The following is a 26,873-nucleotide window of genomic DNA, read 5'->3' on the forward strand; positions in this document are numbered from 1 at the left end:
GTCAGACCGCCGGCAGGCCGAGCGCCTCGTCGACCCGGCCGAGCACCGCCACGTCGTCCTCGCCCACGCCGCGCAGCAGGTCGATGGCGGTGGCCCGGATCTGACCGACGATCATCACCACCGGCAGCGGCGGGTCGGACTCGAGCAGTTCGGCGCCGATGCGGACCGCCTCCAGGGCCGCCTCGTCGGCCCGGCCGACGTGCCGGCGGGCGTCGTCGTGGCCGGTCAGGTCGGTGGCGAGCGCCGCGCCGGCGGCGCGTACCGCCGCGGCGAGGGCGCGGATCGCGGCGCCCAGCTCCGGCGGCGTCGCCGTGTGCAGCCGGGTCAGCGTGCTGGCGTTGCGGGCCAGCACCCGGATGTTGCGTACCGCGTAGTCGAGCTGCCGGGCGGTGGCCTCGACCTCCTCGACCTGGCCCAGGTGCCGGCGGCGACGGACCCGCAGCCGCAGCGTCTCGCCGCAGGCCTGGACGGCCTTCTGCAACCGTTCCACGCAGCCGTCCACCTGGCGGGCGCGCTCCAGCGCCGCCTGGGCGGCCGTCTCGTCGCACCGGTCGAGCGCCTCGTCGATCCGGTCGAGCAGCTCGGCGAGGTCGGCGAAGGTCTGCCGGGCCTCGGCGACGAGCGGAGCGAGCGGGTCGCGGGCGACCACGAGCTGGCTCGCGGCGAGTGCGATCGCCCCGCCGATCAGCGCGTCGACGAAGCGGAACGGCACGAAGTCGCCCTTCGGCGCGGCCACCACGACCAGGTAGAGCGCGGAGACCGCGGTCTGGATGATCAGCGTGCTGCTCGCCCCGGCCGCCACCGTGAGGCCGAGGGTCAGCAGCAGCACGACCAGCATGGTCCCGGTGCCCGGGCCGAGCGCGTGGACCACCAGGTCGGCGATGAGCACGCCGGCCGCCACGCCGAGGACCAGCTCGATGGTCTGCCGGACCCGCCGTCCCCGGGACTCGCCGAGGACCATCAGCGCGGCGCTGGGCGCGAAGAACGGGTCGGGGTGGCCGATGAGCCGCGCCGCGATCAGCCACGCGACGGTCGCGGCGAGCGCGGCCTCGACGACCGGGATCCAGGCGTCCCGCAGCCGCCCGACGGCGGCCTTCCACCAACCTCGCACTGTCCGCACCCTCCCCTTGGCGGACCGGCCCGGCCGGACCGTCGCTCCCGGCCGGATCAGCTTGTACCCGTGAAGTTGATCGTCGTAACAGGACCGTTCCTCGCATGCTGGCGAGCGGGGATGTCGGAGGCGCACGGCAGGATGACGAGATGGTTCGCATGTGGAACGCCGAGGCGTACGCCCTGCTCGACGGAGAGGTGACCGTCGACCCTTCGGCCGCGGCGCGGCTCGACGCGTGGCAGCGGAGGTGGGACGTCACGCTGCCGGCCGCGGTACGCGAGTGGTTCGCGGTGGGCGGTCCGGGACGGATCATGCAGGACAACGACCTCGCCGGAGTCGACTGGCTCGCGCTCCTGGACGACACCGGCCCCGGCGCGCGGCTGCTCCACCTGGAGGACGACAGTCAGGGCTGCTGCACCTGGGTGGTGCCGCTGGACGCCGGTGACGACCCGCCGGTGCTGCTGCTCGCCCCCGACGACGCCACCGGGGAGTCCGGCCGGGTGTACGCCGAGCGGTTCACCGTGTACACCCTGGCGCGGGCCTGGGAGACGCGGCTGTTCGAGGCGCTGGACCGCTCCGGCGACGGCTTCGACCTCGACCACCCGCTGCCGTCCGGGGCGCTGGACCGGCTGGCCGGGCGACTGACCGCGCTGCCCGTCACGCACGGCTGGGCGGGCAACCAGGGCTGCGACGCGCTGTACCGGTTCGACGGGCCGGCCATGGTCGGGCTCGCCGTCGCGGGCGACGTGGTGCTGTGGAGCGCGGTCGCGTCCGACGACCGCGCGCTCCGTGACGAGTTGCGTGCCCTGGTCGGCGCCGGCTGAGCTGGGTCAGAGCACCTGGGAGAGGAACTGGCGCAGCCGGGGGTGCTCGGGCGACTCGAAGATGGCGGCCGGCTCGCCGGCCTCGAGGACCACGCCACGGTCCATGAAGGCCACCGTGTCGGCGACCTCGCGGGCGAAGCCCATCTCGTGGGTCACCACCACCATCGTCATGCCGCCGGCGGAGAGGTCCGCCATCACCCCGAGCACGCCCTTGACCAGCTCCGGGTCCAGCGCCGAGGTCGCCTCGTCGAAGAGCATCACCTGCGGTTGCAGGGCCAGGGCGCGGGCGATCGCCACCCGCTGCTGCTGACCGCCGGAGAGGTGCGCCGGCCGGGAGTCGGCCTTGGCGGCCAGCCCGACCAGGTCGAGCTGGGCCCGGGCCACCTGCGCGGCCTCGTCCTCGGAGAGCTTCTTGATCTTCCGCAGGGCGAGGGTGATGTTGCGCAGCACCGTCATGTGCGGGAAGAGGTTGAACTGCTGGAACACCATGCCGACCCGCTGCCGCAGCGCGTCCGGGTCGTGGCGCAGCACGCTGCGGCCGTCCAGCAGCACGTCGCCCGAGTCCGGCTCGATGAGCCGGTTGATGGTGCGCAGCAGGGTGGACTTGCCGGAGCCGGACGGGCCGATCACGCAGGCCGTGCCGCCCCGGGCCACGTCCAGGTGCGCGCCGCGCAGCACCTTGTTCGCGCCGAAGGCGAGGTGCACGTCGCGGACGGCGAGGCTGACCGAGGTGGTGGTGACGGTGCTGGTGGCGGTCATCGCTGGTCCTCACGCTTCGGCGCGGCGGTCTGCGGGGGCAGGGCGACCTGGCCAGCCACGGCCAGCCCGCCGTCGTTGTCGGGGTCGACGGTGACCGCCCGGCCCTGGCGCAGCCGCCGGTCGATCCAGTTGACCGCGTGGGTCAGCGGCACGGTCAACGCCAGGTAGAACAGGCCGGCCAGCAGCAGGGCGGACTGGTTGCCGGTGTTCGCCGCGTAGTCCTGCCCGATCCGGAACAGTTCCCGCTGGCTGGCCAGCAGGCCGAGGAAGTAGACCAGGCTGGAGTCCTTGATCAGGGCGATCAGCTGGTTCACCCAGGCCGGCAGCACCCGCCGGATGCCCTGCGGGACGATCACCAGCCGCATCGCCTCGCCCCAGGAGAAGCCGAGCGCGCGGGCCCCCTCCAGCTGCGCCGCCTCGACGCTCTGGATGCCGGCCCGGAAGATCTCACCGATGTACGCGGCGGCGATCAGCGACAGCGCCAGGATCCCCAGCGGGTACGGGTTCGGCCCCCAGACCTCCATGCCCAGCGGCGCCAGGCCGACGCCGATGAGCAGGATGGTCGCGGCGGCGGGCAGGCCGCGGAAGATGTCCGTGTAGACCCGGGCCGGCCAGCGCAGCCAGCGGGTACGGGAGATGCCGGCGATCGCCAGCAGGATGCCCAGCACCGAGCCGAGCAGGGCGGCGGAGACCGCAAGGATCAGCGTGTTGGGCAACCCGACGGTGAGCATGTCGGGTAGCGCCTGGCGCATGGAGTCCCAGTCGAAGAAGGTCTCCCACAGGGTGCTCAACGGATCCATCGGAATCTCCTACCGCCCCGCTCGGTCGTGTTCGCGTACGTCAGGAAGCCGTCGACGCCGACGGCGCCGCCGCGCCCGGGACGGCGACGGTGCCGCTGCCCGGCTTGAAGTCGGCCGGGATCGGCCGGCCCGGGTAGTACTGGGCCTGCAGCTTCGTCCAGGTGCCGTCGGCGATGACCTCGTCCAAGCCGTTGTTCAGCGCCTCGCGCAGCTTGTCGTTCGCCTTCGCCACCGCGTACGCGGTCGGGGCCGGGCTGAGCTGCTTGGCCGCCACCTTGATCTTGCCGTTGCTGTCCGCGGCCGACTTCTCGCCGATCTCGGCGGGGGCGATCCAGGCGTCGGCGGTGCCCGCCTTGAGCTGGTTGATCGCGCCGTTGTAGTCGGGCACCCGCACCGGGTTGAGGTTCTTGCCGGTGGCGTAGTCGTCCTGCACGGTGCCCTGCACGACCACCACCCGCTTGCCGGCGAGCTGGTCGAAGCTGGTGATCGGCGAGCCGGTCGGCACGTCCAGTCCGAAGTAGCCGAAGTCGTAGCCGTTGCCGAAGTCGACGGTCTTCTTCCGCGCCTCGGTGATCGTGATGGACGAACTGCCCACGTCGAACTTGCGGTTGTTGACCTGCGACAGCAGCGCCGAGAAGTCGGTGCCGACGAACTCCACCTTCAGGCCCGCCTTGGCGGCCACCGCGGTCAGCAGGTCGTTGTCGAAGCCGGTGAACTTACCGTCCTTCAGGTAGACGTTCGGCGGGGCGTCGGTGAGCGTGCCGGCCCGCAGCACCCCGGGCTGGAGCAGGCCGTACGGGTTGGCGGCCTCGCTGGTGGAGGCGTCGTCGCCGCAGGCGGTGAGCGCGGTCGCGGCGAGGACGGCGGCGGCGCCGAGCGCGGCGACGCGGGTCAGGGCAGGAAGGAATCGCACAGGTGTCTCCCGGGTCGGATGGCGACGTGGGCGCACGCCGCCGACGGCACGCCCGGGGCGGGCGAGCCGGAGTGGGTGGTTCGAGAAAAGGGGGTGTGGCGCTCAGCGCGCGTCTGGGCGACGACAGCCGTCGCTACACACCCGCATCAGGTCGACGTGCCGCCGCTTGACCAGCGCGAAGCCGGCCGGGTACGCGACGTCGTCGGCGAGCGGGGCGCGAAAGTGAGCAGACATGGTTCCCTCGGGTCGGTAATGACCTGGGTACCAGGCCACGCTTGCACCGGCGTGCTGCCGGTGCCTGGTCTTCACCCGGGGCACCCCACCGCGGAGGAGGGTTGCCGGCCAGCGAGCCGGGGCTTGACGCTGGCGCTCATGACCTGCCGAGAAGGCTAGCAGCAGCGCCGCCCGGCTCGTCCAGCCGTTATGACCACCCTCACGTCCCGTGCGTTACCGCCCGGGATCAGGGCCGGCGTACCGGGGCCGAGGCGGCCTCGTGGACCTCGGTCACGCGGCGACGCAGCGCGGGCCGGGCGGGCACGATCGGCGCGTCGCGGCCGGTGCCGTGCCGGCCGTCACCGCGCCGGCGGTCGGCGGAGGAGGCTTTCTCCTCGTGATAGTCCTGCTCCACGTTGACGGTCCAGACGTCGTGACCGGCGTCGTGGGCGATGTTCTCGGCGGTCAGCATCGCCGTCAGCATCGAGTGGTCCTGGTTGTTGTACCGGTGCATGCCGTTGCGCCCGACCGGGTGCACGTTCGGCACCTCGCGGGCCAGCCAGTCCCGGATCACGTCCACATTGCGCTGGTACCGCTCGTCGTACACCGGGTACGCCTTCGGCATCCGCACGACGTGACCGGCCTCCACACAACCCGGCCGGACCAGGCCGAGCCGCTCCAGTTCCCCGGTGGCGAGCGCGACCAGGTCCGCGTCCGGCGTACGCCACATCTCGTCGTCCTCGAACACGAAGTACTCCAGCCCGAGGCAGGTGCGTCCGTCCTTCACCAGGTACGGCGACCAGGAGCCGAAGTTCTGGATCCGCCCCACCTTCGCCGCCGGGTCGTGCACGTAGATCCAGTTGTCCGGGAACGAGAACTCCTCGGGCACGACCAGCGCGACGGTCAGAAAGTCCCGGTAGCGCAGGTCGTCGGCGGCGGCGCGCACCTCGGGCGGGGCGGCCGGCCGCAGCGCGTGGACCAGCGCGGAGATCGGCATGGACGAGATCACGTGGTCGGCCGGCTCGGTCCGTTCCCCGTCCGCGTCGGCCACGGTCACGCCGGTGGCCCGGCGGGCCGCCGGGTCGCGGTGCACGGCCGTCACCCAACTGCCGGTACGCACCGAGCCGCCCCTCTTCTCCACCTGCTCGGTGCAGCGCTCCCACATCATCCCGGGGCCGTGCTTGGGGTACTGGAACTCCTCGATCAGGCTCGCCACGTCCTTGCGGTTGCGGCGCGGCAGGAGGGCGTTGACCATCGCCTTGGACAGCGACAGATTCTTGATCCGCTGCGCGGCCCAGTCGGCCTGCAACCGGTCGGCCGGCATCCCCCAGACCTTCTCCGTGTACGTCTTGAAGAAGATCGAGTAGAGCCGCCAGCCGAACCGGGCCGACACCCAGCCCTCGAAGTGCGACTGGTCCTTCGGCGGCCGCAGCCGCGCCCGCCCGTACGAGCCGACGCAGCGCAACGCCTCGACGACGCCCAGGTTGCGCAGCGCGTTGCCGGCGCTGAGCGGGTAGTCGTAGAGCGCGCCCCGGTAGTAGATCCGGCTCATCCTCGGCCGGAGCAGGAAGTCCTCGTCGGGCAGGATCTCGTGCCAGAACGCCTCCACCCGGGAGACCTTGGTGAAGAACCGGTGCCCGCCGATGTCGAAGCGCCAGCCGTCCCGCTCCACGGTGCGGCTGATCCCGCCGACCACGTCGTCGGCCTCGAAGACCCGGACCGGCTCGCCGTGCCGGAGCAGCTCGTACGCCGCGGTCAGTCCCGCCGGTCCCGCCCCGATGACCACGGTGCCGTTGTTCTCGCCCATGCTGCCCGAGCCCTCCGCCCGTCCGCCTGACAGTTGCGGCAGCGCGGTTACCCGGCCCGCCCCCGAACTCACCTCTCCGTGCCGCGCGATGTCGCCGGCCCCCGGTCCGCCCGCCGTCCCGCGTCCACCGACAACAGGTGTCAACGGCCGCGGAACGGGGATGCCGGGCGACGGTTCGCGGTCCGGGGTGGTCGCGGGCGGGGCGACGCGTGGGGGACGGATGGTGAACGGGCGGACGGCCGGTGTGGCCCTCGGTCCCGCCACGGACCGTCCGGGGCCCGTGGTCCGGCTCCGACGCGCCGGCCGGCCGCTGTCCCGGCTCGCCGCCCGGGTGCCCGCCCCGTGGGGGTTCGTGCTGGCGGTCTTCGTCGGCTCGAAGGTCGTGCTCAGCCTGGTCGGCGTGATCGCGCTGAGCGCGTGGGACGGGGTGCCCGGCGCGCCGCCCGCCGACGAGGCGATGATGCGGGCCCAGCAGCACGCCATCTCGCCGCACCGGTGGATCTCGCTCTGGTTCGCCTGGGACTCGTTCCTCTACGACCACCTGGCCCAGCTCCCGCTGGACCGGCCCTGGCGGGACTTCGGCTTCCCGCTGCTCTATCCGTTCCTGGCCCGGCCGGTCGCGCCGCTGCTCGGTGGGCACACCGCGTGGGCCCTGCTGCTGGTCAGCAACCTCGCCCTGGTGTTCCAGCTCTACTACGCCCACCAGCTCGGCGCCCGCCTGATCGGCACGGGCGGCGCGGCGGGCGGCGCCGACCCGGCGGCGGGTCGACGGTTCGTGCGCTACCTGCTGCTCCTGCCGACCGCCTTCCTGTTCCAGGCGGCGCTGACCGAGTCGCTCTTCCTCTGCCTGGCGCTGGCCGCCTTCTGGTACGCCGAGCGGCGTCGCTGGCTGCTGGTGGGGATCGTCGGCTACTTCCTGGCGCTGAGCCGCTCGGTCGGCTTCCTGCTGGTCGTACCGCTCGCCCTGGTCCTGCTGCGCCAGCACGGGTACCGGCTCGACCCCCGCACGCTCGGGCGGTACCTGCGGCGGGGCTGGCCGCTGCTGCTCGTACCGGCCGGCTGGCTGACCTTCATGGCGTTCTGCCGCTGGCAGTCCGGCGACTGGTACGCGTACAAGCACGCCCAGGAGCGGGGCTGGGGGATCAGCGTGCAGAACCCGTTCCGGGTGGCGTACGCGGCGCTGACCGGGGAGAACAGCGCCGACGCCCTGCGGGTCTGGTGCGCCGTGGCCGTCCTGGTGGTCGTCCTGGCCGGGCTGCGCCGGGCCGAGCTGCCGTACCTGGTCTACACGGTGATCGTGGTGCTGGTGCCGCTGTCGATGGGCCCGCCGGTGCACAAGAGCCTGCTGCGCTACCTGCTCGCCGCGTTCCCGGTCGCGCTGGTGCTGGCGCGCTGGGCCCGCCGGGCCAGCCTCGACACCTGGTTCACCGCCGCGCTGGCGCTGCTCCAAGGGGCGCTCTTCGTGGTCTGGCTGACCTACTGGACGCACTTCGTCATCTGAACCCCGGCCTTGCTATGCAACGAGTTGCATAGCAAGATGCTGGCATGTCGCTGGAGCACGCCATCCTGGTCTCGCTGCTGGAGCAGCCGGCCTCCGGGTACGAGCTGGCCCGGCGCTTCGACCGCTCGATCGGCCGCTTCTGGACCGCCACCCACCAGCAGATCTACCGGGTGCTCAAGCGGATGGAGGCGGACACCTGGATCGCGGGCGAGGAGATCGGCCAGGAAGGGCTGCCCGACAAGAAGGTCTGGTCGGCCACGCCGGCCGGCCGGGCCGCGCTGGTGACCTGGCTGCGCGCCCCGGTTCAGCCGGAGGCGGTCCGGCACGAGCTGGCCGTCAAGATCCGCGGCGTGGCGTTCGACGACGCCCCCGGCCGCGCCGCCCTGGTCGCCGAGGTCGAGCGGTACCGCGCCGACCACGAGGCCACCCTCGCCGGCTACCTGGCCGGCGAGCGCCGCGACTTCCCGGACCCCGACGAACTGGACGCCCGCGAGTCGCTCCAGCACGTCGTGCTGCGCGGCGGCATCGCGTACGAGCGGATGGTGCTGGCCTGGCTCGACGACGTCCTCGCCACCCTCCGCGACCTCGACCCCCCGACCAGGAAGGCGACCCCGTGACCGACCCGCTGCTGCTCAACCCGCACACCTACGACCCCACCCACCTCGACGAGCCCTCCCGCCGGCTGCTGCGGGCCACCGTCGACTGGTTCGAGTCTCGCGGCAAGCAGGCGCTCGTCGACAGCTACAACCGGCGCGACTGGTACGGCGACTTCCTCGACTTCGCCGCCAAGGAGGGCCTCTTCGCCACCTTCCTCACCCCGGCCGCCGACGGCGGCGGCGACCCGGACAAGCGCTGGGACACCGCGCGCAACGCGGCGCTGAGCGAGATCCTCGGCTTCTACGGCCTCGGCTACTGGTACACCTGGCAGGTCACCGTCCTCGGCCTCGGCCCGGTCTGGCAGAGCGGCAACGCCGCCGCTCGGGCCCGCGCGGCCGAACTGCTCGACGCCGGGCACGTGATGGCCTTCGGGCTCTCCGAGCGCCCGCACGGCGCCGACATCTACTCGACCGACATGGTGCTCACCCCGGACGGCGCGGGCGGCTTCCGGGCCACCGGCGGCAAGTACTACATCGGCAACGGCAACGTCGCCGGGCTGGTCTCCGTCTTCGGCCGCCGGGCCGACGTCGAGGGCCCCGACGGGTACGTCTTCTTCGTCGCCGACAGCCGGCACCCGGCGTACCGGCTGGTCCGCAACGTGGTCAACGCGCAGATGTACGTCAGCGAGTTCCGGCTGGAGGACTACCCGGTACGCGCCGAGGACCTCCTGCACACCGGCAAGGCCGCTTTCGACGCCGCGCTGAACACTGTCAACGTCGGCAAGTTCAACCTCTGCACCGCCTCCATCGGCATCTGCGAGCACGCCATGTACGAGGCGGTCACCCACGCCCACAACCGGGTCCTCTACGGCAGGCGGGTCACCGACTTCCCGCACGTCCGCCGCGAGCTGACCGACGCGTACGCCCGCCTGGTCGCGATGAAGCTGTTCAGCGACCGGGCGGTCGACTACTTCCGTTCGGCCGGCCCCGACGACCGGCGGTACCTGCTGTTCAACCCGATGACCAAGATGAAGGTCACCACCGAGGGCGAGAAGGTCATCGACCTGCTCTGGGACGTGATCGCCGCGAAGGGCTTCGAGGCCGACACCTACTTCGACAAGGCCGCCAAGGACATCCGCGGCCTGCCGAAGCTGGAGGGGACCGTGCACGTCAACCTGGCGCTGATCCTCAAGTTCATGGCGAACTACCTGTTCCAGCCGACCGACCACCCGCCGGTGCCGACCCGCCGCGACGCGTGTGACGACGAGTTCCTGTTCCGGCAGGGCCCGGCCCGCGGCCTGGGCGGGATCCGCTTCCACGACTGGCGCGCCGCGTACGACGCGCACGCCGGAGTGCCGAACGTGGCCCGGTTCCGGGAGCAGGCCGACGGGCTCTGCGCGCTGCTCGCCGCGCACGCCCCGGACGAGGCCCAGCAGCGGGACCTGGACTTCCTGCTCGCCCTCGGCCAGCTCTTCGCGCTGGTCGTCTACGGCCACCTCATCCTGGAGCAGGCGGAGCTGACCGGGCTGGACGGCGACGTGCTGGACGAGATCTTCGACCTCCTGGTCCGCGACTTCTCCACGCACGCCACCGAGCTGCACGGCAAGGCGGCCACCACCGAGGAGCAGGCCGGCTGGGCACTGGCCCACATCCGCCGCCCGGTGCGGGACGCCGAGCGCACCGCCCGGGTCTGGGAGCGGGTGGCCGCCCTCTCCGGCACGTACGAGATGCGCCCCTGACGCACGGCCCCGGCCCGTCGGCTTGGGCGATCCCGGCGTCCCGCTCGGTGGTCGCGTCGGTCGCGGTCGGTCCGGTTCCCGGCGCCGCCGGCCGGGCACCGCACCCGCGTGCGCTACGAAGCCGGGCGCGGAGAGCCGGGGGCTGGCCACGCTCGCCGCCCGCCGGATCATCGACTGGGCGATCCGGGAGCGCGGCATCCACCGGGTGGAGTGGCACACCAACGTGGCCAACGCCCCCAGCATCGCCGTCGCCCGCCGCCTCGGCATGCGCCACGACGGTACGCTCCGCCAGGTCCTTCCCGGTCCCGACGGGCGGATCGACCTGGAGGTCTGGTCGGTGCTGGCCCCGGAGTGGACCGCCTGACGCCGGTTGCGTTCCCGAGTTTGGTCGTACCCGGACGTCAACATGCGTCCATGGCTGTCCCCGCCCTGGCCCACGAGACCGATCCGCCGCGCGCCCTGCCGCTGCGGGAGGTCCGCACCCGCCTCACCCAGCTCGTCGCCCTGGCCGAGCTGACCGACACGGTCACCGTGGTCACCCGCGACGGTGATCCCCGTCCGGTGGCCGCGATCGTGCCCGCCTCCGCCGCCCGCTCGGCGGCCCAGGCGCGGGCCGACGCGGAGCGGCTCGCCGCGGTCACCGCCGGCTGGGCCCGTCGTCTGGAGGACCTGCACCGGCAAACCGGTCGCCGGCACGCGGCCGAGCTGCGTGCGGTCACCGACGCCCTGGCCGAGGTCTGGGCCGAGCTGGACCGTCGATCGCCGGCCGGCGACCCGGTGGTGGCCCGGCTGCGGGCCGCGCACGCCGACCTGCTGCGCGACTGACCCGGCGCGCCGCCACCGGCGAACGGGTTCAGTCCCGGCCGCGCTGCGCCCGGTAGCGGCGGATCAACGCGGCGGTGGAGGAGTCCACGTCGCCCAGGTCCGGCTCGGTCCCGGTGAGCTTCGGCGCGAGCTGGTTGGCCATCACCTTGCCCAGCTCGACGCCCCACTGGTCGAACGGGTTGATGTTCCAGACTGTGCCCTCGGTGAAGACGATGTGCTCGTAGAGGGCGATGAGCTGGCCGAGGGTGGCCGGGGTGAGCTTCGGCGCGATGATCGACGTGGTCGGGTGGTTGCCCGGCATGACCCGGTGCGGCACCACCTCGGCCGGGGTGCCCTCCGATTCAACCTGCTCCTTCGTCCGGCCGAACGCCAGCGCGGCGGTCTGCGCGAAGAAGTTCGACATGAACAGGTCGTGCATGTCGCCCAGGTCGTGGTTGGGCTGGCTGAAGGCGATGAAGTCGGCCGGGATGAGCTGCGTGCCCTGGTGCAGGAGCTGGTAGAAGGCGTGCTGGCCGTTGGTGCCCGGCTCGCCCCAGAAGATCTCCCCGGTCCGGTACGTCACCGGCTCGCCCTCGACCGTCACCGACTTGCCGTTGCTCTCCATGGTGAGCTGCTGCAGGTACGCCGGGAACCGGTGCAGGTACTGCGCGTACGGCAGCACCGCATGGGTCTGCGCGCCGAGGAAGTCGGTGTACCAGACGTTGAGCAGGCCCAGCAACGCCGGCAGGTTCCGCTCCACCGGCGAGGTGCGGAAGTGCTCGTCGACGGCGTGGTAGCCGGCCAGCATCTCCCGGAACCGCTCCGGCCCGACGGCCAGCATGACCGACAGGCCGACGGCCGACGGCAGCGAGTAGCGGCCACCCACCCAGTCCCAGAAGCCGAACATGTTCTCCGGGTCGATGCCGAAGTCGCGGACCCGCTGCTCGTTGGTGCTGACCGCGACGAAGTGTCGGGCGATCGCCGAGTCGTCGGCGTCCAACCCGGCGAGCAGCCAGCGGCGCGCCTGGTTGGCGTTGGCCAGGGTCTCCTGAGTGGAGAACGTCTTGGAGACCACGATGAACAGGGTGGTGGCCGGGTCCAGGTCGATGGTCTTGTCGTGGATGTCGGTGGGGTCGATGTTGGAGACGAAGCGGCAGCTGATGCCCGCGTCCCGGTACGCCTTCAGCGCCTCGTACGCCATCACCGGGCCGAGGTCCGACCCGCCGATGCCGATGTTCACCACGGTGCTGATCCGCTCGCCGGTGTGCCCGCGCCAGGTTCCGGTGCGGACCCGCTCGGCGAAGGTGGACATCCGGTCCAGCACCTTGTGCACGTCGGCGACCACGTCCTGGCCGTCCACCACCAGCTTCGCCTCGGGCGGCAGGCGCAGCGCGGTGTGCAGGACCGCCCGGTCCTCGGTGGAGTTGATGTGCGCGCCGGAGAACATTGCGGCGATCCGGTCGGTCAGCCGGACCCGCTCCGCGAGGGCGGTGAGCAGGGCCAGCGTCTCGTCGGTGACCAGGTTCTTGCTGTAGTCGACGTGCAGGTCGGCGACGTCGCCGGTGAGCCGCTCACCCCGCTGTCCGTCGGCGGCGAACAACTCCCGCAGGTGGGTGCCGCGCACCGCCTCGGCGTGCTTGCGCAGGGCCTGCCATTCGTCGGTGGTGGTGACGTCCGCAGCCATCGGGTCCATCTTCTCCTTCACGACGGGTCTGTCGGCGGGCCGTCGTCGCGCCCGCCGCCGGCGACTCCCTCAGCCTGCCACCCGGGGCGGGCCGGCGCGACGCGACCCGACATCGCCCACCCCGTGGAAGCCCGGGGGTGGTCCCGGGCGACACACGGTTGGGACACCTGTTCGACATGCCAGCCACCGGCTGACCCGGTCCCGCCTTGACCTCGAGTGCGCTCGAATTCCTAGGTTGGCCGGACCGGCCCCGCCGCCCGGCCAGTGCGGCGCACACCCCCTCGGGGAGGACTGATGCGTTACCGCGTGCTCGGCGGCACCGGCATCGAGGTGAGCGTCCACTGTCTCGGCACGATGATGTTCGGCGCGGTCGGCAACCCTGACCACGAGGACTGCGTCCGGATCGTGCACGCCGCCCTCGACCAGGGGATCAACTTCGTGGACACGGCCGACATGTACTCCGCCGGCGAGTCGGAGACGATCGTCGGCAGGGCGCTGCGGGGCCGGCGGGACGACGTGGTGCTCGCAACGAAGGTGCACTTCCCGATGGGGGAGGGGCCCAACCGGGGCGGCAACTCGCGGCGCTGGATCGTCCGCGCGGTCGAGGAGAGCCTGCGCCGCCTGGACACTGACTGGATCGACCTCTACCAGGTGCACCGGCCGGACCACACCACGGACATCGAGGAGACCCTGGGCGCGCTCGGCGACCTCGTCCGGGCCGGCAAGATCCGGGCCTTCGGCTGCTCGACCTTCCCCGCGGAGGAGATCGTGGAGTCGCAGCACGTCGCCGAGCGGCGGGCGCTCGGGCGGTTCCGCACCGAGCAGCCGCCGTACTCGATCCTCGCCCGGGGGGTGGAGACCGCGGTGCTGCCGGTCTGCCAGCGGTACGGCATGGGGGTGCTGGTCTGGAGTCCGCTCGCCTCGGGGTTCCTCTCCGGCCGGTACCGCCCCGGCCGGGCGGTCGACCTCACCGCTGGCCGGCCGGCCCTCACCCCGGCCCGGTTCGACCCGGCGATCGCCGGCAACGCCGCCAAGTACGCCGCGGTCGAGGAGCTGCTCGCGCTCGCCGACGAGATCGGCTGCACCCTGCCCGAGCTGGCCGTGGCGTTCACCGTGGCGCACCCGGCGGTCACCTCGGCGATCATCGGTCCGCGCACCATGGAGCAGCTGGAGGGACTGCTCAAGGGCGCGACGCTCACCCTCGACGACGCCGTCCTCGACCGGATCGACGAGATCGTCCCGCCCGGGATGAACCGCTACCAGCCGGACGGGGTGTGGTCGCCGCCGGTGCTCACCGACCCGGCGCGCCGGCGGCGTCCGCCGGCGGACCGCGCCGCGGCCTGAGTCGACCGGGCCCGAAAGGGGGCGCTGTCCGGCCACCGGCCGGGCTGCCGCGCGGCTACCGTCGGATGCCGGGGGTCCGGTGCAGGCGGCCGGGGCGGCCGGACCCTGGACGCCGTCGCCGGTCCTCCGGCAGGATGCCCGGGATGTCATCGTCGACGATCCGCCGCGCCGGAGCCGTCGTGGCCGCGCTGGCGGTGCTCGCAGCGGGCTGCGCGGCGCCCGACCGTACGCCCGCTGCCGCGCCCGCGCCCGCCACCACCGCCCCGGCCGGGGCGGGGGCCAGCCTGCCCGCCGCGCCGACCGGGGCGCCCTCGGCCCGGGCCGGCTTCGGCGGCCGGCCGCGTCCGGTGGCGCGGGCCTGCACGGTGCTGCCGGCGGACAACGTCTGGCACGCCGACGTCTCCCGGCTGCCCGTGCATCCGCGCTCCGCGGCGATGGTCGCCGCGATCGGCGCCGGCGCCACCGCCCACCCCGACTTCGGCTCGGGCACCTGGGACGGGGCCCCGATCGGCATCCCGGTCACCGTTGTGCCCGCCGGGCAGCGTCGGGTCCCGGTCAGCTTCTCGTACGCGTCGGAGAGCGACCCGGGGCCGTACCCGATCCCGCCGGACGCGGCGATCGAGGGCGGGCCGCGCGGCGACGGCGACCGGCACGTCATCGTCTGGGACCGGGCTGCCTGCCGGGCGTACGAGCTCTTCGACGCGCACCCGGCCGGCGGCGGCTGGCGGGCCGGCTCCGGGGCGGTCTTCGACCTCCGGTCGAACCGGCTGCGCCGGGCGGGCTGGACCTCCGCCGAGGCCGCCGGGCTGTCGATCCTCGCCGGGCTGGTCCGGTACGACGAGGTCGCCGCCGGCCGGATCGACCACGCCATCCGGGTCACCGTGCCGCGTACCCGCGCCGGCTGGACGTGGCCGGCCAGCCACTCCGCCTCCGACGCGGCCGACCCGGCGCTGCCGCAGCTCGGTCAGCGGCTGCGGCTCAAGCGGTCGGTGGGTGTCTCCCGGCTGCCCCGGCAGGCCCGGATCGTCGCCGAGGCCATGCAGCGGTACGGACTGATCGTCGCCGACCACGGCTCGGCGTGGTTCCTCTCCGGCGCGCCGGACGACCGGTGGGACAACGACGCCCTGCGGACGCTGGGCGGCCTGCGCGGCAGCGACTTCGAGGTGGTCGACGCGGCCGGGCTGATGGTCAGTCCCACCTCGGGCGCCACCCGCTGATCGCCGGTATCCGTCGACGGGTGCCGCCGCCCTGGGCGACACTGTCGCCGTGGATCATCGCGACCTGGTCCGGGTGAGCAAGAAGATGTCCCTGGCGCTGCGACACCGGCCGGACCGGTTCGGGCTGACGCCGGACCAGGCCGGCTGGGTGCCCGTCGCCGACCTGCTGGCCGCGCTGCGGATCAGCCGCGGCGTCCTCGACGAGGTGGTGGCCGGCAACGACAAGCAGCGCTTCGCCGTCGAGCGGGGGGCCGACGGCGTCGACCGCATCCGGGCCAGCCAGGGGCACTCCATCCGGGTCGACCTCGGGCTGGCCCCGACGCCACCGCCGGAACGGCTCTACCACGGCACGAGCGCCACGGTCGTACCGTCCATCATGGCCGAGGGCCTGCGGCGCGGCGGCCGGCACCATGTCCATCTCTCGCCCGACCTGGAGACCGCCCGCCGGGTGGGCGCCCGGCGGGGCGGCCCGGTGGCGATCCTCACCGTCGACGCGGCGGCGATGGCGCGTGACGGCCACCTCTTCTACCGCAGCGCCAACGGCGTCTGGCTCGCCGACGCCGTGCCCGCTGCGTACTTGACCAGCTGACCGCTGCCGGCCGCGCCCCCGGGGTGCCGCGCTCCAGATGCGTGGGACGGGTCAGGTCACGGTCACCGGGTGCCGGACGACGCCGTCGAAGAGGTACCCGAAATCGTTGTGACCGGCCGCCTCGGGCTGGCCGGCCCCGGTCACGTCGACGGCTCGGGCGCGCAGCGTCCACCGGCCGGGGGCGGGCGGCCGCCAGGCGACGGTCCACCGCTGCCACGCCCCGCCCCGGTCGGCGGCGACCAGCTCGGCGGGGCGCCAGTCGTCGTCGCCGGTGGCGACCTCGACCCGCGCGATCGGCCCGTTGCCCGACCAGGACCGGCCGTGCAGCAGCACCTCCGCGCCCGCCGGGATGCGGGCGTCCCAGGCCAGCTCGAAGGCGCTCTTCACCGACTGGGCGGCCAGCACCCCGCCGCCGGTCGGATGCCCGGGACCGAACATCCGGTAGAACTGGGTGTTCCACGGCGAGAAGAGGGGAGTGGCGGAGACCTCGACCGCTCCCACCCACTTGATCGAGGAGATGCCGATCCAGCCGGGCACCACCACCCGCACCGGGAAGCCGTGGTCGGCGGGGAGCGGCTCGCCGTTCATCTCGTACGCCAGCAGCACGTCGTCGAGGGCTTTGCCGACCGGCAGCGGCCGGCGTACCCGGCCGAGGTTCATCCCGCCGGTGACGTAGTCCGGGTCCAGCCCCTCCGGCATCACGTCGACCGCCGCGTCGGTGAGGCCGGCCAGCCGGAGGACGGTGCCCAGCCGTACGCCCCGCCAGCGCGCGACGCCGACCCCGCCGAGGCCCCAGGCCACGCCGGGGGCGGGGTAGCCCTGCTGCTCGGCGAAGTAGCGGCGTCCGTTGCCCGCGCACTCGACCAGCGCGGTGCGCTCCTCGGCGGGCAGCCCCCGCAGGTCGGACAGGTCGAACTCGACCGGGTCGGGCCGGGTCGGCGCGCCGCGCAGCCCGGTGCCGAAGAGGCTCAGCCGCCAGGTGTCGGCGTCCAGCGGTGGCGTCACGGTGTGGTTGCGGACGAAGAAGCGGTCGTTGGGGACGACATGCCCCCGCCCGGCCATCGCCTCCCAGCGCATCTCGGCGTTGCTGTCCAGCCGCCGGAACAGGTGCGGCGGCAGCGGCTTGGCGATGGGCGCCGGGGCGGGTCCGGCTCCGCCGGGGTCGACGCCGACCGGGGCGCGGGTGACGCCGACCGGCTCCCGTTCCGCGGCGGCGGCGGTGACGGCGCCCATGGCCGCGCCCAGCTCGAGCAGCTCCTGGCGGGAGATCCCGTCGCAGCGGGCCTCCCCGGCGAGCCACTGCCGGGTCCGTCGGGCGTCGTGGTCGCCTTCGTCCTGGGAGAGCGGGCGTGACAAGGGGGACCTCCGGGCTCGGCGACGCTGCATTCCTATTCAATCAGCAGAAATAGCGGTCGATCAGAGCCGGTGGTGGCCCCTCAGGTCAGACCGCGGGCTGGCCGGCGAGGAAGTCGGCCAGCACCCGGGTGTGGGTGGAGAAGGCCAACTCGACCGGCTCGGTGAGGACCAGCCACTCCGTGGCCTCCTCGGTCGGCGCCGACGGGGGCAGCTCCTCGGCCGTCCGCTCGGGCAGCACGCCGAAGACCATCATGGTGCCGCCGGCCGGCGCGCCGTGCACCGCGAAGAGCCGCGCCTGCCCGGGCTCGGCCAGCAGGCCGGTCTCCTCGCGCAGCTCCCGGACCAGCGCTTCGGACCACTCCTCGCCGTACTCGATGAACCCGCCGGGCAGCGCGAGCTGGCCACGGGCCGGCTCGATGTCGCGGCGGACCACCACCACGCCCAGGCCGGTCGCCGTGCGCACCGGCAGCACCGCCACCGCGACCGGCAGCGGATTCCGCCAGACCGTACCGCCGCAGACCGCGCAGACCCGCGGCCAGCCGGCTCCCGCCGGGTAGGCCGCGCCGCAGGAGGAGCAGTGCGAGTACGGTGCGCCGGTCACGCCGCAGCACGTTACCCGCCGGGCCGACGACATGCTCTCGTCACCCGGCCGACCCGGCCCCGCGGGGCTGAGCGGGGCGCCCGGGTCACCGGGCGCCCCGCGCCGCCGGTCAGGAGGCCGGCACCCCGGTGTACGCGGCGGTGGTCCGCTGCGCCGCGGCCCGCGCCTCCTCGGCCGGGGTGCCCGCCGCCACGCTCGCCTCGCGCCAGCGCTCGCTGCTCAGCGTCATGAACTGGCGGCCCTCGTCGGAGCCCATCCAGGCGGCGGCCTGGTCCGGGCTGACCCCGCTGCCGTCGGCCGCCAGGTGGGAGGCCAGGCCGAGCAGGCCCATGTCCCAGCCGACGCCGGTGGCGCCCGGGCCGAACTCGGCCCAGCGCTCGTCGTCGACGTGCGCGACGTGCTCCAGTTCGAAGCGGGTACGTCCCTCGCCCGCCGGGCTGAGCCGCACCTCGATCCAGCTCACCTCGCCGCCGTACTCCCAGGTCGCGGCGAAGCGGTGCGGCGGGTCGCAGCGTTCGACGATGCCGCCGGCGTTGCCCTCCAGCTGGTAGCGGCCGCCCAGCCGCAGCTCGCCGGAGATGGGCAGGAACCAGCGGGGGATCCGCTCGGCGCTGGTGCAGGCATCCCAGACGTCCTCCAGCGGCGCGTCGTAGGTCTGACTGATGATGCTCACGCGCGCCTGGCCGGCGGGCAGCGTACGGCTGCCGACGGTGCGTTCGACGGCGCTGATCTGCCCGGTCACGTCGATCATGGTGTGCTCCTCTCGTCGGGGCCGCCCTCGCGAAGCCGCCGTTCCCGTCGGCCCCGGGCCAGTTCGGTGGCGAGCGCCTCCAGCGGCGGCGTCCAGAACCGGCGGAAGTGGTCCAGCCAGGCGTCGACCTGGCGGAGCGGCTGCGGGTCCACCGCGTAGAGGCGGCGGGTGCCCTCGGGTCGTACGGTCGCGAAGCCGTTGTCGCGCAGCACCTTGAGGTGCTGCGACACGGCCGGTTGGGAGATGCCGAACTCCCGCTGGACCGCGGCGCACACGGCGCCGGCGGTCTGCTCGCCCTCGGCCAGGAGTTCCAGGATCCGGCGGCGGACCGGGTCCCCGAGGACGTCGAAGGCGTGCACGACCCCTTTCTATCAGATCCAGCTTATATAAGCGAGCAGTGAGAATCTCGGCCGGGCGGACCGGCGGCACGGATGGGTCCGGACCGCGCTACGAAGCTGATGACGCAGACGAATCACCGCGGCCACGGCCGCGATTCGTTCACGCCATCAGCTTCGTAGCGTCGGCGAGGTGCCACGGCCGCGCCGCGTCGCCGGGTGGGCCCGGGCTCGACGGCCACCGACGGCAGGCCGCTGCGCCACCTCCGTCCGGGCCCGCCCCGGCCCGGTCAGCCGAGCCGGGCGGCAACCGCGCTGCGCAGCTCGGGCAGGCGGTCGTGCAGCAGCCCGGGACACTGGGTGTTGTTGAAGTCCTTGTGCCCGTAGATCTCGGTGGCCGGGATGGCGTACTGCTGGCAGGTGAACGCGCAGAACAGCACCAAACTGTCCCAGAGCGCCTGCGGCGGCTGCACGTCGAGGTAGATGCCCTCGTTCTCGATGCCGATGGCCTGGCTGTTCTGCCCGACGCAGTGCGCGCCCTGGACCATGGTCTGTCCGTGCAGCAGCGCGTAGAGGCTGCCGTGCCGGCCCTCGGTCAGGTAGCCGGCCCGGCTGTTGGTGAAGTGCTGCCCGGAGTCGAGCCAGCCGTTGGTGTCCATGTGCAGGTTCTGGATGTCGCGGGAGTTGGCGTACGCGTGGGCCAGGCTGTAGTCGGTCGAGTTGGGGAATGCCGTGTGGTGGATGATGATCTTGTTGGGGCGGTTCTGCACCACCGTCACCGCCGAGGACGGCGGCCTGGCGCCCCAGGTGGCGCAGTTGGCGATCGTCGGCTGGTCGACGCGGGTGGCGAACGCCCGGGCGCTCCGGTCGCCGGTGACCTGGCCGAGGGCGGTGACGCCGGCGGCGGCGCCGAGCAGGACGGCGCCGCGCAGCACGGCCCGCCGGGGTACGGGGACGGACATCGGGACCTCCTCGTCTCGGGGCTCCTCCGGTGGCGGGCCGGGCGGCCCGCCACCGGAGTGGATCAGCACGGTCCGTTGCAGGCCAGCACCTTGAGCCGGTCCAGGGTGCCGTTCCAGACGTTCTGGTCGCCGGGGAAGGTGCCGGAGGAGGCCCACTGCCAGAACGAGTACGTCGGCCAGCCGGCCGGCAGGGTGCCCACGGAGCTGGAGTACCGGGCGATCCAGAGCGGGTTGTTGGCGGCGAAGCCGCTGTAGTTGCCGGTACAGGTGATCCACCAGTCGGTGGTGGTGTAGATGGTCGCCCACCGGCCCGTGCGCGAGTGGTACTGGTTCACGAACGAGGCGATCCAGCTGCGCATCGACGCCTGGCTCAGCCCGTAGCAGGTCGAGCCGTACGGGTTGTACTCGATGTCCAGCGCGCCGGGCAGCGTCTTGCCGTCCTTGGACCAGCCGCCGCCGTGGTCGACGAAGTAGTTGGCCTGGGTGGCGCCGCTGGTGGTGTCCGGACGCGCGAAGTGGTACGAGCCCCGGATCATCCCGACGTTGTAGGAGCCGTTGTACTGCTGGGCGAAGTACGGGTTGGTGTAGTAGGTGCCCTCGGTGGCCTTGACATACGCGAACCGGGCGCCGTTGTTCCAGGCGGCGGACCAGTTGACGTTGCCCTGGTGGCTGGAGACGTCCATGCCGGGCAGGCCGGCCGGGGCGGCGCTGGCCGGGGTGGCGCCGAGGGTGGCCGAGGCGACCAGGGTGACTGTGGCGAGCAGGACGGCGGCGGCGGCCCGCCGCGCCGATCGGAGGGGACGGTTCATCTTTCCTCCCTGGGGGATGCCGCGGGGGCGGCGGGAGCAACGAAAGGAACTGTCAGTATTAGGTCACAAGGTGAAGATTAACTTCAATAGATACATGGAAGATTTTCTCTGCCATGCGGACCCGTCGGCTACGGCGTCCGGCCGAACCAGTCCCGGGCGGCCTCCGTGCAGAGCAGCGCCACGTACACCAGGGGCCAGAGCAGGTCGACGACGGCCGAGGCCTTCCCACCCGCGGCCAGCTTGACGGCCGCCAGCGCGACGCCGACCCCGCAGAGCACCAGCACCGTGCGGCGGGCCCAGCGCCGACCGTGCTGCACGCCCCAGCCCAACCCGACGTAGAGCAGGCCGTACAGGACCAGCGCCCAGGGCGGCAGCAGACCGGAGAACCCGCCGCTGACGCGGTTGCCGACCAGGCCGTACAGGAGGGTCAGCCCGCCGCCGACGTAGAGCAGGATGGCGGCGGCCAGGACCGGACCCGGCGCCTTCCCGGCGGGCGGTCGGCCGCCCGGCTCGGGCTGATGGTCGTGGTCGGGCGTCGGTACGGACATGATCGGCATCCAAGCACAGCCGGCCGCTTGGCGCGGACCCCGCGAAGACGACCGACATCAACCTCGGTCGGCGTGTCGATCCGGCGGCGGCCCGTTCGTGTGGAGGGTGAAGGGGCCGGTGACGGGCCGGCCGCCGGGCGAGGAGGACACCGTGAAGCAGTACCTGATCAGCATGTACCAGCCGGCGGGCGAGGGGATGCCCGACCCGGAGTTCCTGGCCGAGGTGATGCGCAAGGTCGACGCCATCCACGACGAGCTGGTCGAGGCCGGGTCGTGGGTCTTCGGCGACGGGCTGCACGCCCCGGAGACGGCCACCGTGCTGCGCCCGAAGGGGGAGGAGGTGCTGGTCACCGACGGGCCCTACATCGAGGGCAAGGAGTACCTCGGCGGTTTCACCATCATCACCGCGCCGGACCTGGACGCCGCCCTGGAGTGGGGCCGCCGGTACGCCCTGGCGACCACCCTGCCGATCGAGGTCCGCCCGTTCCAGGGCGAGGTCTGACCGTCGCCCATGCCCACCGACGTCGAGCGGGTGTTCCGCGCGGAGTACGGCCGCGCGGTGGCCGTCCTGGTCCGCGTCCTCGGCGACATCGACCTCGCCGAGGAGGCGGTCCAAGAGGCGTTCACCACGGCGGTCGGCCGCTGGCCGGTCGACGGGGTGCCGCCGAGTCCCGCCGGCTGGATCATCACCACCGCCCGGAACCGGGCGATCGACCGGCTGCGCCGCGAGGCCACCCGGGCCGACCGGCACGCGCAGGCCGCGCTCCTGTACGCCCGCGACGCACCGGCCGAGGAGGGACCCGTGCGCGACGACCGGCTCCGCCTGATCTTCACCTGCTGCCACCCGGCGCTGGGCGCCGCCGCCCGGGTCGCGTTGACCCTGCGGCTGCTCGGCGGCCTGAGCACCGCCGAGATCGCCCGCGCCTTCCTGGTGCCGGAGCCGACCATGGCCCAGCGCCTGGTCCGAGCCAAGGCGAAGATCCGGGACGCCGGGATCCCGTACCGGGTGCCCCGCGACGCGGACCTGCCCGACCGGCTCCGGGCGGTGCTGGCCGTCGTCTACCTGATCTTCAACGAGGGGTACGCCGCCAGCTCGGGGGAGCGGCTGGTCCGCGACGAGCTGTGCGCCGAGGCGGTCCGGCTCGCCCGGCTGCTCGCCGAGCTGATGCCGGACGAGCCGGAGGCGCTGGGGCTGCTCGCGTTGCTGCTGCTCACCGAGGCGCGCCGACCCGCCCGCACCGGACCCGACGGCGCTCTGGTGCCGCTGGCCGAGCAGAACCGCGACCGGTGGGATCGCGAGCTGATCGCCGAGGGGCAGACGCTGGTCCGCCGCTGCCTGCGGCGGGACCGGCCCGGGCCGTACCAGATCCAGGCGGCGATCAACGCGGTGCACAGCGCCGCGGCGACCGCCGCCGACACCGACTGGGGCCAGATCGTGGCGCTCTACGACCAGCTCATGACGGTCGCCCCCGGCCCGGTGGTCGCGCTCAACCGGGCGGTCGCGGTGGCCGAGGTCGCCGGGCCGGCCGCCGCGCTCGGCCTGGTCGACGACCTCGACCTGGCCGGTTACCACGTGTTCCACGCCGTCCGGGCAGACCTGCTCCGCCGGCTGGGCCGCCACGCGGAGGCCGCCCGGGCGTACGACGCGGCGATCGAACGCACCGACAACACGGCCGAGCGGGAGTTCCTCCGGCGGGCCCGGGAGCGGATGGAGACGCACCGATGACGACCCCACGCGTAGTGGTCGACGGCCTGGCCTTCGGGGAGTCGCCCCGCTGGCACGACGGGCGGCTCTGGCTGGCCGACTGGGGCGCCGGGGAGGTGCTGACGGTCGACGCCGACGGCGGGACCGAGGTGGTGGCCCGGGTCGACGGCTTGCCGATCTGCCTGGACTGGCTGCCCGACGGGCGGCTGCTGGTCGTCGCCGGCGGGGCCGGCCGGCTGCTGCGCCGGGAGCCGGACGGCACGCTGGTCGGCCACGCCGACCTGCGGTCGCTGGTGGCGCACCCGTGGAACGAGGTGGTGACGGACGCCCGCGGCAACGCGTACGTCAACACCATCGGGTTCGACTTCCCCGGGGGCGAGTTCGCGCCGGGCGCGGTCGCCCTGGTCCCGCCCGACGGGCCGCCCCGGCTGGTGGCCGACGGGCTCGCCTTCCCCAACGGCATGGTGCTCACCCCGGACGGCGGCACCCTGATCGTCGCCGAGTCGTACGCCGCCCGGCTCACCGCGTACGACGTGGCCGCCGACGGCTCGCTGACCGGCCGGCGGGTCTGGGCGGAGCTCCCCGGTGCCGCGCCGGACGGCATCTGCCTCGACGCCGAGGGCGCCGTCTGGTACGGCGACGTACCGAACCAGTGCGCGGTGCGGGTGGCCGCGGGCGGCCGGGTGCTGGACCGGATCGACCTAGACCGGGGCTGCTTCGCCTGCGCCCTCGGCGGGCGGGACGGCCGGACGCTGTTCCTGGTGGTCACCGAGTGGTCGCCGCGGGCGCTGGCCGGCGGCCCGCGCACCGGTCAGGTCCGCGCCCTGACCGCCCCCGCCGCGGCGGCCGGCTGACGCACCGCCCGCGACCCGTCGTCCATCAGGTCCGCGAGATCCTCCCGTACGGTGCGCCGCCCGGCCGCGTGCCGCTTCGCCGTCGCCTCGGCGCGGGCCTCGTCGCGCAGCCCGGCCTGGCGCTGGAGCACCTCGGCCAGCTCGGCGCGGACGGGCTCCCCGGACCCCGCGGCCGCTCCCGGCCGTGCCGGTGCGGGGTCGGGTGGGGCGGGCGGCTCCTCGTCGCTCACGGGTTCCTCCTCGCCGGGCTCCGCCGGGACCGCTGGGCGCCGCCGGCCGGGCGCCGCCCGGGCGCCGGCTCGGGGGAGTGCGGCGGCTCCGGTTCCGGTCCCGGCGGGCGCAGGCCGCCGAGGAACAGCTCGGCGAGCTGGTGACCGACCTCCGCGAAGGTCAGCGGCCCGTCGGGATGGAACCAGGTGTGCGTGTTGCCCAGGGCGCTGAGGAACGCGTGGGTCATCACCGTGGCGGAGAGATCGGTGCGCACCGCGCCGCTGGCCTGCCCTTCGCGGACCAGGTCGCGGAACAGGTCGTGGTAGTGCCGCCGCTCCCGGCGGGTCGCCTCGGCCTGCTCGTCGTCCAGCAGGTGCGCCGACCGGGCCCAGACGGTGAGTTCGTCGGCGTGCTCGGCGGTGTGCGCCACGACGTCGAGGGCCGCCGCGCGCAGCCGCTCCTCGACCGGCCCGCTGCCGTCGGCGATCTCCCGCAGCCGCTGGGTCTGCTCGGCGAGCAGCTCCCGGTAGATGCTGGTGAGCAGCTCGGACTTCGACCCGAACCAGTGGTACAGGGCGCCCTTGGTGACCTCGGCCGCGGCCACGATCTCCTGCACGCTCGTGGCCTCGTAGCCGCGCCGGGCGAAGAGTTCGGTGGCGGCCGCGACGATGCTGCGCCGGGCCGAGCCGCGCGGCGCCCGCCGCCGCCCCACGGTCGGCTCGGTGGCCGTGACGGTCACCGCGACTCCAGCTGGCGGCGGATCTCGCGCCGGGCGACGTCGCGTACGTGCACCTCGTCGGGGCCGTCGGCGATGCGCAGGGTCCGGGCGCCGGCGTACATCGACGCGAGCGGGACGTCGTCGGAGACCCCGGCGCCGCCGTGCACCTGGATCGCCCGGTCGAGCACGTCGAGGGCGACCCGGGGAGCGATGACCTTGATGGCGGCGATCTCGGCCCGCGCGGCCTTGGCGCCGTACTTGTCGATCATCCAGGCGGCCTTGAGGGTGAGCAGCCGGGCCTGCTCGATCGCCATCCGGGACTCGGCGATCTGCTGCTGCACCACGCCCTGCTCGGCCAGCTTCCGGCCGAAGGCGACCCGGGTGGCGGCGCGGCGCACCAGCAGACCGAGCGCGCGCTCGGCCAGGCCGATGGCGCGCATGCAGTGGTGGATGCGACCGGGTCCGAGCCGGGCCTGGGCGAGGGCGAAGCCGCCGCCCTCCTCGCCGAGCAGGTGCGCCGCCGGCACCCGCACGTCGGAGAAGACGACCTCGCCGTGGCCGTGCTGGTCGTGGTAGCCGAAGACCGGCAGCGAGCGGACCACCTCGACGCCGGGGGTGTCCACCGGCACCAGGATCATCGACTGCTGCCGGTGGGTGTCGGCCGACGGGTCCGTCTTGCCCATCACGATCATGACCTGGCAGCGCGGGTCGGCGATGCCGGTGGTCCACCACTTGCGGCCGTTGATGACGTACGAGTCGCCGTCGCGTTCGATCCGGGTGGAGATGTTGGTGGCGTCGCTGGAGGCGACGTCCGGCTCGGTCATCGCGAAGGCCGACCGGATCTGGCCGTCGAGCAGCGGGCGCAGCCAGCGCTCCTGCTGCTCGGCGGTGCCGAACATGTGCAGGATCTCCATGTTGCCGGTGTCCGGCGCCGCGCAGTTGGTGGCCTCGGGGGCGAGTTCGATGGAGCGGCCCATCAGCTCGGCGAGCGGGGCGTACTCCAGGTTGGTCAGGCCGGAGAGGGCGGGCAGGAAGAGGTTCCACAGCCCGCGGCGGCGGGCCTCCGCCTTGAGGTCCTCGACGACGGCGGGCAGGTGGTGGCGGTTGCCGGCCGCCGTCAGTTCGGCCCGCTGCGCCGCGTAGACCGGTTCCGCCGGGTAGACGTGGTCGTCCATGAACTCCTGAAGCCGCTTCAGGTGCTCGGCGGCGCGTGCGGTCGGTTCGAAGTCCATGACTGCCTCCCCATTGACGCGCATGTCGGCGGCTCGCTACCGTCGCCGGACGCCGAACATACCGGCTGGTCGGTATGGCGTCCAGAGCACCGCGAACGTGAGGAGCACCAGGGTGAGCGTGATGGACCGGTTCCGCCTCGACGGGAAGGTCGCCGTGGTGACCGGCGCCTCCTCCGGCCTGGGGGTGTCGTTCGCCCGCGCGCTCGCCGAGGCCGGCGCCGACGTGGTGCTCGGCGCCCGCCGGGTCGAGCGGCTGCCGGAGACGGGCGCGCTCGTCGAGGCGGCCGGTCGCCGGTACGCGGCCCGCGCCACCGACGTCAGCCGGCCCGAGGACTGCGAGGCGCTGATCGCCACCGCCGTCGAACACTTCGGACGGGTGGACGTCCTGGTCAACAACGCCGGAGTCGGCACCGCCGTCCCCGCCACCCGGGAGACGCCGGACCAGTTCCGCTCCGTCGTCGACGTCAACCTGATGGGCAGCTACTGGATGGCGCAGGCCTTCGCCCGGGCCGCCACGCACGGTGGGGCCATCGTCAACATCTCCAGCGTCATCGGCCTGCGCCCCGGCGGTATTCCGCAGGCCGCGTACGCCTCCAGCAAGGCTGGCGTCATCGGGCTGACCCGCGACCTGGCCGCGCAGTGGACCGGCCGCAAGGGCATCCGGGTCAACTGCATCGCGCCCGGCTTCTTCCAGTCCGAGATGAGCGACCAGCTTCAGCCGAGCACCTTCGAGATGGTCAAGGCGCTGGCGCCGGCCGGCCGCCTCGGTGAGCACGAGGAGCTCGCCGCCACGCTGATCTGGTTGGCCAGCGACGCCTCGTCGTACGTGACCGGAGCGACCGTGCCCGTCGACGGGGGCCTGGTCATGCCGTGACGCCCGAGGCGAAAACT

Annotated in this window: 29 protein-coding genes and 1 riboswitch; of the genes, 13 read left to right on the forward strand and 16 right to left on the reverse strand. The window is 73.5% G+C overall.

The features are described 5' to 3' along the window. Window position 1 precedes the first annotated feature (1 nt). Window positions 2-1,111 (reverse strand): FUSC family protein, encoded by a 1,110-nt coding sequence (locus GA0070613_RS20750; protein WP_089013818.1) that lies wholly within the window; start codon window positions 1,109-1,111, stop codon window positions 2-4. Between the two features lie 149 nt (window positions 1,112-1,260). Between GA0070613_RS20750 and GA0070613_RS20755 the strand changes: the two genes are divergently transcribed. After that, window positions 1,261-1,935 carry a hypothetical protein gene (locus GA0070613_RS20755; protein ID WP_157746419.1) on the forward strand — a complete coding sequence of 225 codons (675 nt, stop codon included), beginning with the start codon at window positions 1,261-1,263 and terminating at the stop codon, window positions 1,933-1,935. Window positions 1,936-1,941: 6 nt separating this feature from the next. On the opposite strand, the gene GA0070613_RS20760 is transcribed toward GA0070613_RS20755, so the two are convergent. The 4 genes from GA0070613_RS20760 to GA0070613_RS20775 form a co-directional block, all read right to left on the reverse strand. Next, window positions 1,942-2,694: an amino acid ABC transporter ATP-binding protein gene (locus GA0070613_RS20760; RefSeq protein ID WP_089013820.1), complete on the reverse strand. Its 753-nt coding sequence runs from the start codon at window positions 2,692-2,694 to the stop codon at window positions 1,942-1,944. After that, on the reverse strand, window positions 2,691-3,494 hold the full coding sequence (locus GA0070613_RS20765; RefSeq protein ID WP_089013821.1) for an amino acid ABC transporter permease: 804 nt from the start codon (window positions 3,492-3,494) through the stop codon (window positions 2,691-2,693). Before GA0070613_RS20765 ends, GA0070613_RS20760 begins: the two co-directional genes overlap by 4 nt. 40 nt (window positions 3,495-3,534) lie before the next feature. Continuing rightward, window positions 3,535-4,407: an ABC transporter substrate-binding protein gene (locus tag GA0070613_RS20770; protein WP_089013822.1), complete on the reverse strand. Its 873-nt coding sequence runs from the start codon at window positions 4,405-4,407 to the stop codon at window positions 3,535-3,537. Window positions 4,408-4,673: 266 nt separating this feature from the next. After that, window positions 4,674-4,785, reverse strand: a riboswitch (SAM riboswitch). Window positions 4,786-4,867: 82 nt separating this feature from the next. Further along, window positions 4,868-6,427, reverse strand: coding sequence for an NAD(P)/FAD-dependent oxidoreductase (locus tag GA0070613_RS20775; protein WP_089013823.1), 1,560 nt, complete (start codon window positions 6,425-6,427; stop codon window positions 4,868-4,870). Window positions 6,428-6,707: 280 nt separating this feature from the next. On the opposite strand from GA0070613_RS20775, the gene GA0070613_RS20780 reads away from it, so the two are divergent. Genes GA0070613_RS20780 through GA0070613_RS20800 form a run of 5 tightly spaced genes read left to right on the forward strand, consistent with a single transcriptional unit; the run spans window position 6,708 to window position 11,088 of the window. Further along, window positions 6,708-7,928, forward strand: coding sequence for a hypothetical protein (locus GA0070613_RS20780; RefSeq protein ID WP_231929319.1), 1,221 nt, complete (start codon window positions 6,708-6,710; stop codon window positions 7,926-7,928). A 44-nt stretch (window positions 7,929-7,972) separates the two neighbouring features. Next, the gene (locus GA0070613_RS20785) at window positions 7,973-8,545 is read left to right on the forward strand and encodes a PadR family transcriptional regulator (RefSeq protein ID WP_089013824.1); all 573 of its coding nucleotides are present in this window, start codon (window positions 7,973-7,975) and stop codon (window positions 8,543-8,545) included. Beyond that, a complete protein-coding gene (locus GA0070613_RS20790) occupies window positions 8,542-10,263 on the forward strand; it encodes an acyl-CoA dehydrogenase family protein (RefSeq protein WP_089013825.1) in 1,722 nt (573 codons plus the stop codon). The genes GA0070613_RS20785 and GA0070613_RS20790 overlap by 4 nt, the downstream gene beginning before the upstream one ends. A 22-nt stretch (window positions 10,264-10,285) precedes the next feature. Then, the gene (locus GA0070613_RS20795; RefSeq protein ID WP_089013826.1) at window positions 10,286-10,627 is read left to right on the forward strand and encodes a GNAT family N-acetyltransferase; all 342 of its coding nucleotides are present in this window, start codon (window positions 10,286-10,288) and stop codon (window positions 10,625-10,627) included. Between the two features lie 50 nt (window positions 10,628-10,677). Next, window positions 10,678-11,088 (forward strand): hypothetical protein, encoded by a 411-nt coding sequence (locus GA0070613_RS20800; RefSeq protein ID WP_089013827.1) that lies wholly within the window; start codon window positions 10,678-10,680, stop codon window positions 11,086-11,088. A 28-nt stretch (window positions 11,089-11,116) separates the two neighbouring features. On the opposite strand, the gene pgi is transcribed toward GA0070613_RS20800, so the two are convergent. Next, entirely contained in the window at window positions 11,117-12,751 is a 1,635-nt protein-coding gene (pgi, locus tag GA0070613_RS20805; RefSeq protein ID WP_089016088.1) for a glucose-6-phosphate isomerase, read from the reverse strand. A 294-nt stretch (window positions 12,752-13,045) separates the two neighbouring features. On the opposite strand from pgi, the gene GA0070613_RS20810 reads away from it, so the two are divergent. From GA0070613_RS20810 to GA0070613_RS20820, 3 genes are all read left to right on the forward strand, one after another. Further along, on the forward strand, window positions 13,046-14,095 hold the full coding sequence (locus tag GA0070613_RS20810; protein WP_089013828.1) for an aldo/keto reductase: 1,050 nt from the start codon (window positions 13,046-13,048) through the stop codon (window positions 14,093-14,095). 143 nt (window positions 14,096-14,238) lie between these two features. Next, window positions 14,239-15,312, forward strand: a complete 1,074-nt coding sequence (locus tag GA0070613_RS20815; protein WP_089013829.1) for a hypothetical protein — start codon at window positions 14,239-14,241, stop codon at window positions 15,310-15,312. Window positions 15,313-15,361: 49 nt separating this feature from the next. Continuing rightward, a complete protein-coding gene (locus GA0070613_RS20820; RefSeq protein ID WP_089013830.1) occupies window positions 15,362-15,901 on the forward strand; it encodes an RNA 2'-phosphotransferase in 540 nt (179 codons plus the stop codon). Between the two features lie 51 nt (window positions 15,902-15,952). Here the strand turns inward: GA0070613_RS20820 and GA0070613_RS20825 are convergent, their stop codons facing one another. From GA0070613_RS20825 to GA0070613_RS20855, 7 genes are all read right to left on the reverse strand, one after another. Beyond that, window positions 15,953-17,257, reverse strand: coding sequence for a molybdopterin-dependent oxidoreductase (locus tag GA0070613_RS20825; RefSeq protein WP_231929320.1), 1,305 nt, complete (start codon window positions 17,255-17,257; stop codon window positions 15,953-15,955). A gap of 85 nt (window positions 17,258-17,342) precedes the next feature. Then, entirely contained in the window at window positions 17,343-17,858 is a 516-nt protein-coding gene (locus tag GA0070613_RS20830; protein WP_231929321.1) for an NUDIX domain-containing protein, read from the reverse strand. A gap of 109 nt (window positions 17,859-17,967) precedes the next feature. Then, window positions 17,968-18,609: an SRPBCC family protein gene (locus GA0070613_RS20835; RefSeq protein WP_089013833.1), complete on the reverse strand. Its 642-nt coding sequence runs from the start codon at window positions 18,607-18,609 to the stop codon at window positions 17,968-17,970. Then, complete coding sequence (locus GA0070613_RS20840) at window positions 18,606-18,968, reverse strand: ArsR/SmtB family transcription factor (protein WP_089013834.1); 363 nt, start codon at window positions 18,966-18,968, stop codon at window positions 18,606-18,608. Before GA0070613_RS20840 ends, GA0070613_RS20835 begins: the two co-directional genes overlap by 4 nt. A 266-nt stretch (window positions 18,969-19,234) precedes the next feature. Next, complete coding sequence (locus GA0070613_RS20845; protein ID WP_089016089.1) at window positions 19,235-19,906, reverse strand: peptidoglycan recognition protein family protein; 672 nt, start codon at window positions 19,904-19,906, stop codon at window positions 19,235-19,237. A 62-nt stretch (window positions 19,907-19,968) separates the two neighbouring features. Continuing rightward, window positions 19,969-20,715: a lysozyme gene (locus GA0070613_RS20850; RefSeq protein ID WP_089013835.1), complete on the reverse strand. Its 747-nt coding sequence runs from the start codon at window positions 20,713-20,715 to the stop codon at window positions 19,969-19,971. A gap of 128 nt (window positions 20,716-20,843) precedes the next feature. Continuing rightward, entirely contained in the window at window positions 20,844-21,263 is a 420-nt protein-coding gene (locus tag GA0070613_RS20855; RefSeq protein WP_157746421.1) for a hypothetical protein, read from the reverse strand. Between the two features lie 151 nt (window positions 21,264-21,414). Between GA0070613_RS20855 and GA0070613_RS20860 the strand changes: the two genes are divergently transcribed. From GA0070613_RS20860 to GA0070613_RS20870, 3 genes are read left to right on the forward strand one after another with little or no spacing between them, the layout of a single operon-like run. Then, entirely contained in the window at window positions 21,415-21,765 is a 351-nt protein-coding gene (locus tag GA0070613_RS20860; protein WP_089016090.1) for a YciI family protein, read from the forward strand. 9 nt (window positions 21,766-21,774) lie between these two features. After that, window positions 21,775-22,989, forward strand: coding sequence for an RNA polymerase sigma factor (locus GA0070613_RS20865; RefSeq protein ID WP_089013837.1), 1,215 nt, complete (start codon window positions 21,775-21,777; stop codon window positions 22,987-22,989). After that, window positions 22,986-23,822: an SMP-30/gluconolactonase/LRE family protein gene (locus GA0070613_RS20870; protein WP_089013838.1), complete on the forward strand. Its 837-nt coding sequence runs from the start codon at window positions 22,986-22,988 to the stop codon at window positions 23,820-23,822. The genes GA0070613_RS20865 and GA0070613_RS20870 overlap by 4 nt, the downstream gene beginning before the upstream one ends. Here the strand turns inward: GA0070613_RS20870 and GA0070613_RS20875 are convergent. Genes GA0070613_RS20875 through GA0070613_RS20885 form a run of 3 tightly spaced genes read right to left on the reverse strand, consistent with a single transcriptional unit; the run spans window position 23,780 to window position 25,982 of the window. Then, window positions 23,780-24,052, reverse strand: coding sequence for a hypothetical protein (locus GA0070613_RS20875; RefSeq protein WP_089013839.1), 273 nt, complete (start codon window positions 24,050-24,052; stop codon window positions 23,780-23,782). The genes GA0070613_RS20870 and GA0070613_RS20875 overlap by 43 nt on opposite strands. Beyond that, on the reverse strand, window positions 24,049-24,771 hold the full coding sequence (locus tag GA0070613_RS20880) for a TetR/AcrR family transcriptional regulator (RefSeq protein WP_197698937.1): 723 nt from the start codon (window positions 24,769-24,771) through the stop codon (window positions 24,049-24,051). The genes GA0070613_RS20875 and GA0070613_RS20880 overlap by 4 nt, the downstream gene beginning before the upstream one ends. Then, a complete protein-coding gene (locus tag GA0070613_RS20885; protein ID WP_089013840.1) occupies window positions 24,768-25,982 on the reverse strand; it encodes an acyl-CoA dehydrogenase family protein in 1,215 nt (404 codons plus the stop codon). Before GA0070613_RS20885 ends, GA0070613_RS20880 begins: the two co-directional genes overlap by 4 nt. Before the next feature lie 121 nt (window positions 25,983-26,103). Here GA0070613_RS20885 and GA0070613_RS20890 point away from each other — a divergent pair, with 121 nt between their 5' ends. Then, the gene (locus tag GA0070613_RS20890; RefSeq protein WP_231929856.1) at window positions 26,104-26,856 is read left to right on the forward strand and encodes an SDR family NAD(P)-dependent oxidoreductase; all 753 of its coding nucleotides are present in this window, start codon (window positions 26,104-26,106) and stop codon (window positions 26,854-26,856) included. Window positions 26,857-26,873: the final 17 nt, after the last annotated feature.

The organism is Micromonospora inositola (genome assembly GCF_900090285.1).
Taxonomy (GTDB): Bacteria; Actinomycetota; Actinomycetes; order Mycobacteriales; family Micromonosporaceae; genus Micromonospora; species Micromonospora inositola.

Bases quoted from the DNA above. Each gene is read 5' to 3' on its own strand.
- pgi (WP_089016088.1), bottom strand. From the start codon at position 12,751: ATGGCTGCGGACGTCACCACCACCGACGAATGGCAGGCCCTGCGCAAG.
- GA0070613_RS20785 (WP_089013824.1), top strand. From the start codon at position 7,973: ATGTCGCTGGAGCACGCCATCCTGGTCTCGCTGCTGGAGCAGCCGGCC.
- GA0070613_RS20760 (WP_089013820.1), bottom strand. From the start codon at position 2,694: ATGACCGCCACCAGCACCGTCACCACCACCTCGGTCAGCCTCGCCGTC.
- GA0070613_RS20850 (WP_089013835.1), bottom strand. From the start codon at position 20,715: ATGAACCGTCCCCTCCGATCGGCGCGGCGGGCCGCCGCCGCCGTCCTG.
- GA0070613_RS20845 (WP_089016089.1), bottom strand. From the start codon at position 19,906: ATGTCCGTCCCCGTACCCCGGCGGGCCGTGCTGCGCGGCGCCGTCCTG.
- GA0070613_RS20775 (WP_089013823.1), bottom strand. From the start codon at position 6,427: ATGGGCGAGAACAACGGCACCGTGGTCATCGGGGCGGGACCGGCGGGA.
- GA0070613_RS20810 (WP_089013828.1), top strand. From the start codon at position 13,046: ATGCGTTACCGCGTGCTCGGCGGCACCGGCATCGAGGTGAGCGTCCAC.
- GA0070613_RS20885 (WP_089013840.1), bottom strand. From the start codon at position 25,982: ATGGACTTCGAACCGACCGCACGCGCCGCCGAGCACCTGAAGCGGCTT.
- GA0070613_RS20835 (WP_089013833.1), bottom strand. From the start codon at position 18,609: ATGATCGACGTGACCGGGCAGATCAGCGCCGTCGAACGCACCGTCGGC.
- GA0070613_RS20800 (WP_089013827.1), top strand. From the start codon at position 10,678: ATGGCTGTCCCCGCCCTGGCCCACGAGACCGATCCGCCGCGCGCCCTG.
- GA0070613_RS20870 (WP_089013838.1), top strand. From the start codon at position 22,986: ATGACGACCCCACGCGTAGTGGTCGACGGCCTGGCCTTCGGGGAGTCG.
- GA0070613_RS20865 (WP_089013837.1), top strand. From the start codon at position 21,775: ATGCCCACCGACGTCGAGCGGGTGTTCCGCGCGGAGTACGGCCGCGCG.
- GA0070613_RS20815 (WP_089013829.1), top strand. From the start codon at position 14,239: ATGTCATCGTCGACGATCCGCCGCGCCGGAGCCGTCGTGGCCGCGCTG.
- GA0070613_RS20890 (WP_231929856.1), top strand. From the start codon at position 26,104: ATGGACCGGTTCCGCCTCGACGGGAAGGTCGCCGTGGTGACCGGCGCC.
- GA0070613_RS20855 (WP_157746421.1), bottom strand. From the start codon at position 21,263: ATGTCCGTACCGACGCCCGACCACGACCATCAGCCCGAGCCGGGCGGC.
- GA0070613_RS20755 (WP_157746419.1), top strand. From the start codon at position 1,261: ATGGTTCGCATGTGGAACGCCGAGGCGTACGCCCTGCTCGACGGAGAG.
- GA0070613_RS20765 (WP_089013821.1), bottom strand. From the start codon at position 3,494: ATGGATCCGTTGAGCACCCTGTGGGAGACCTTCTTCGACTGGGACTCC.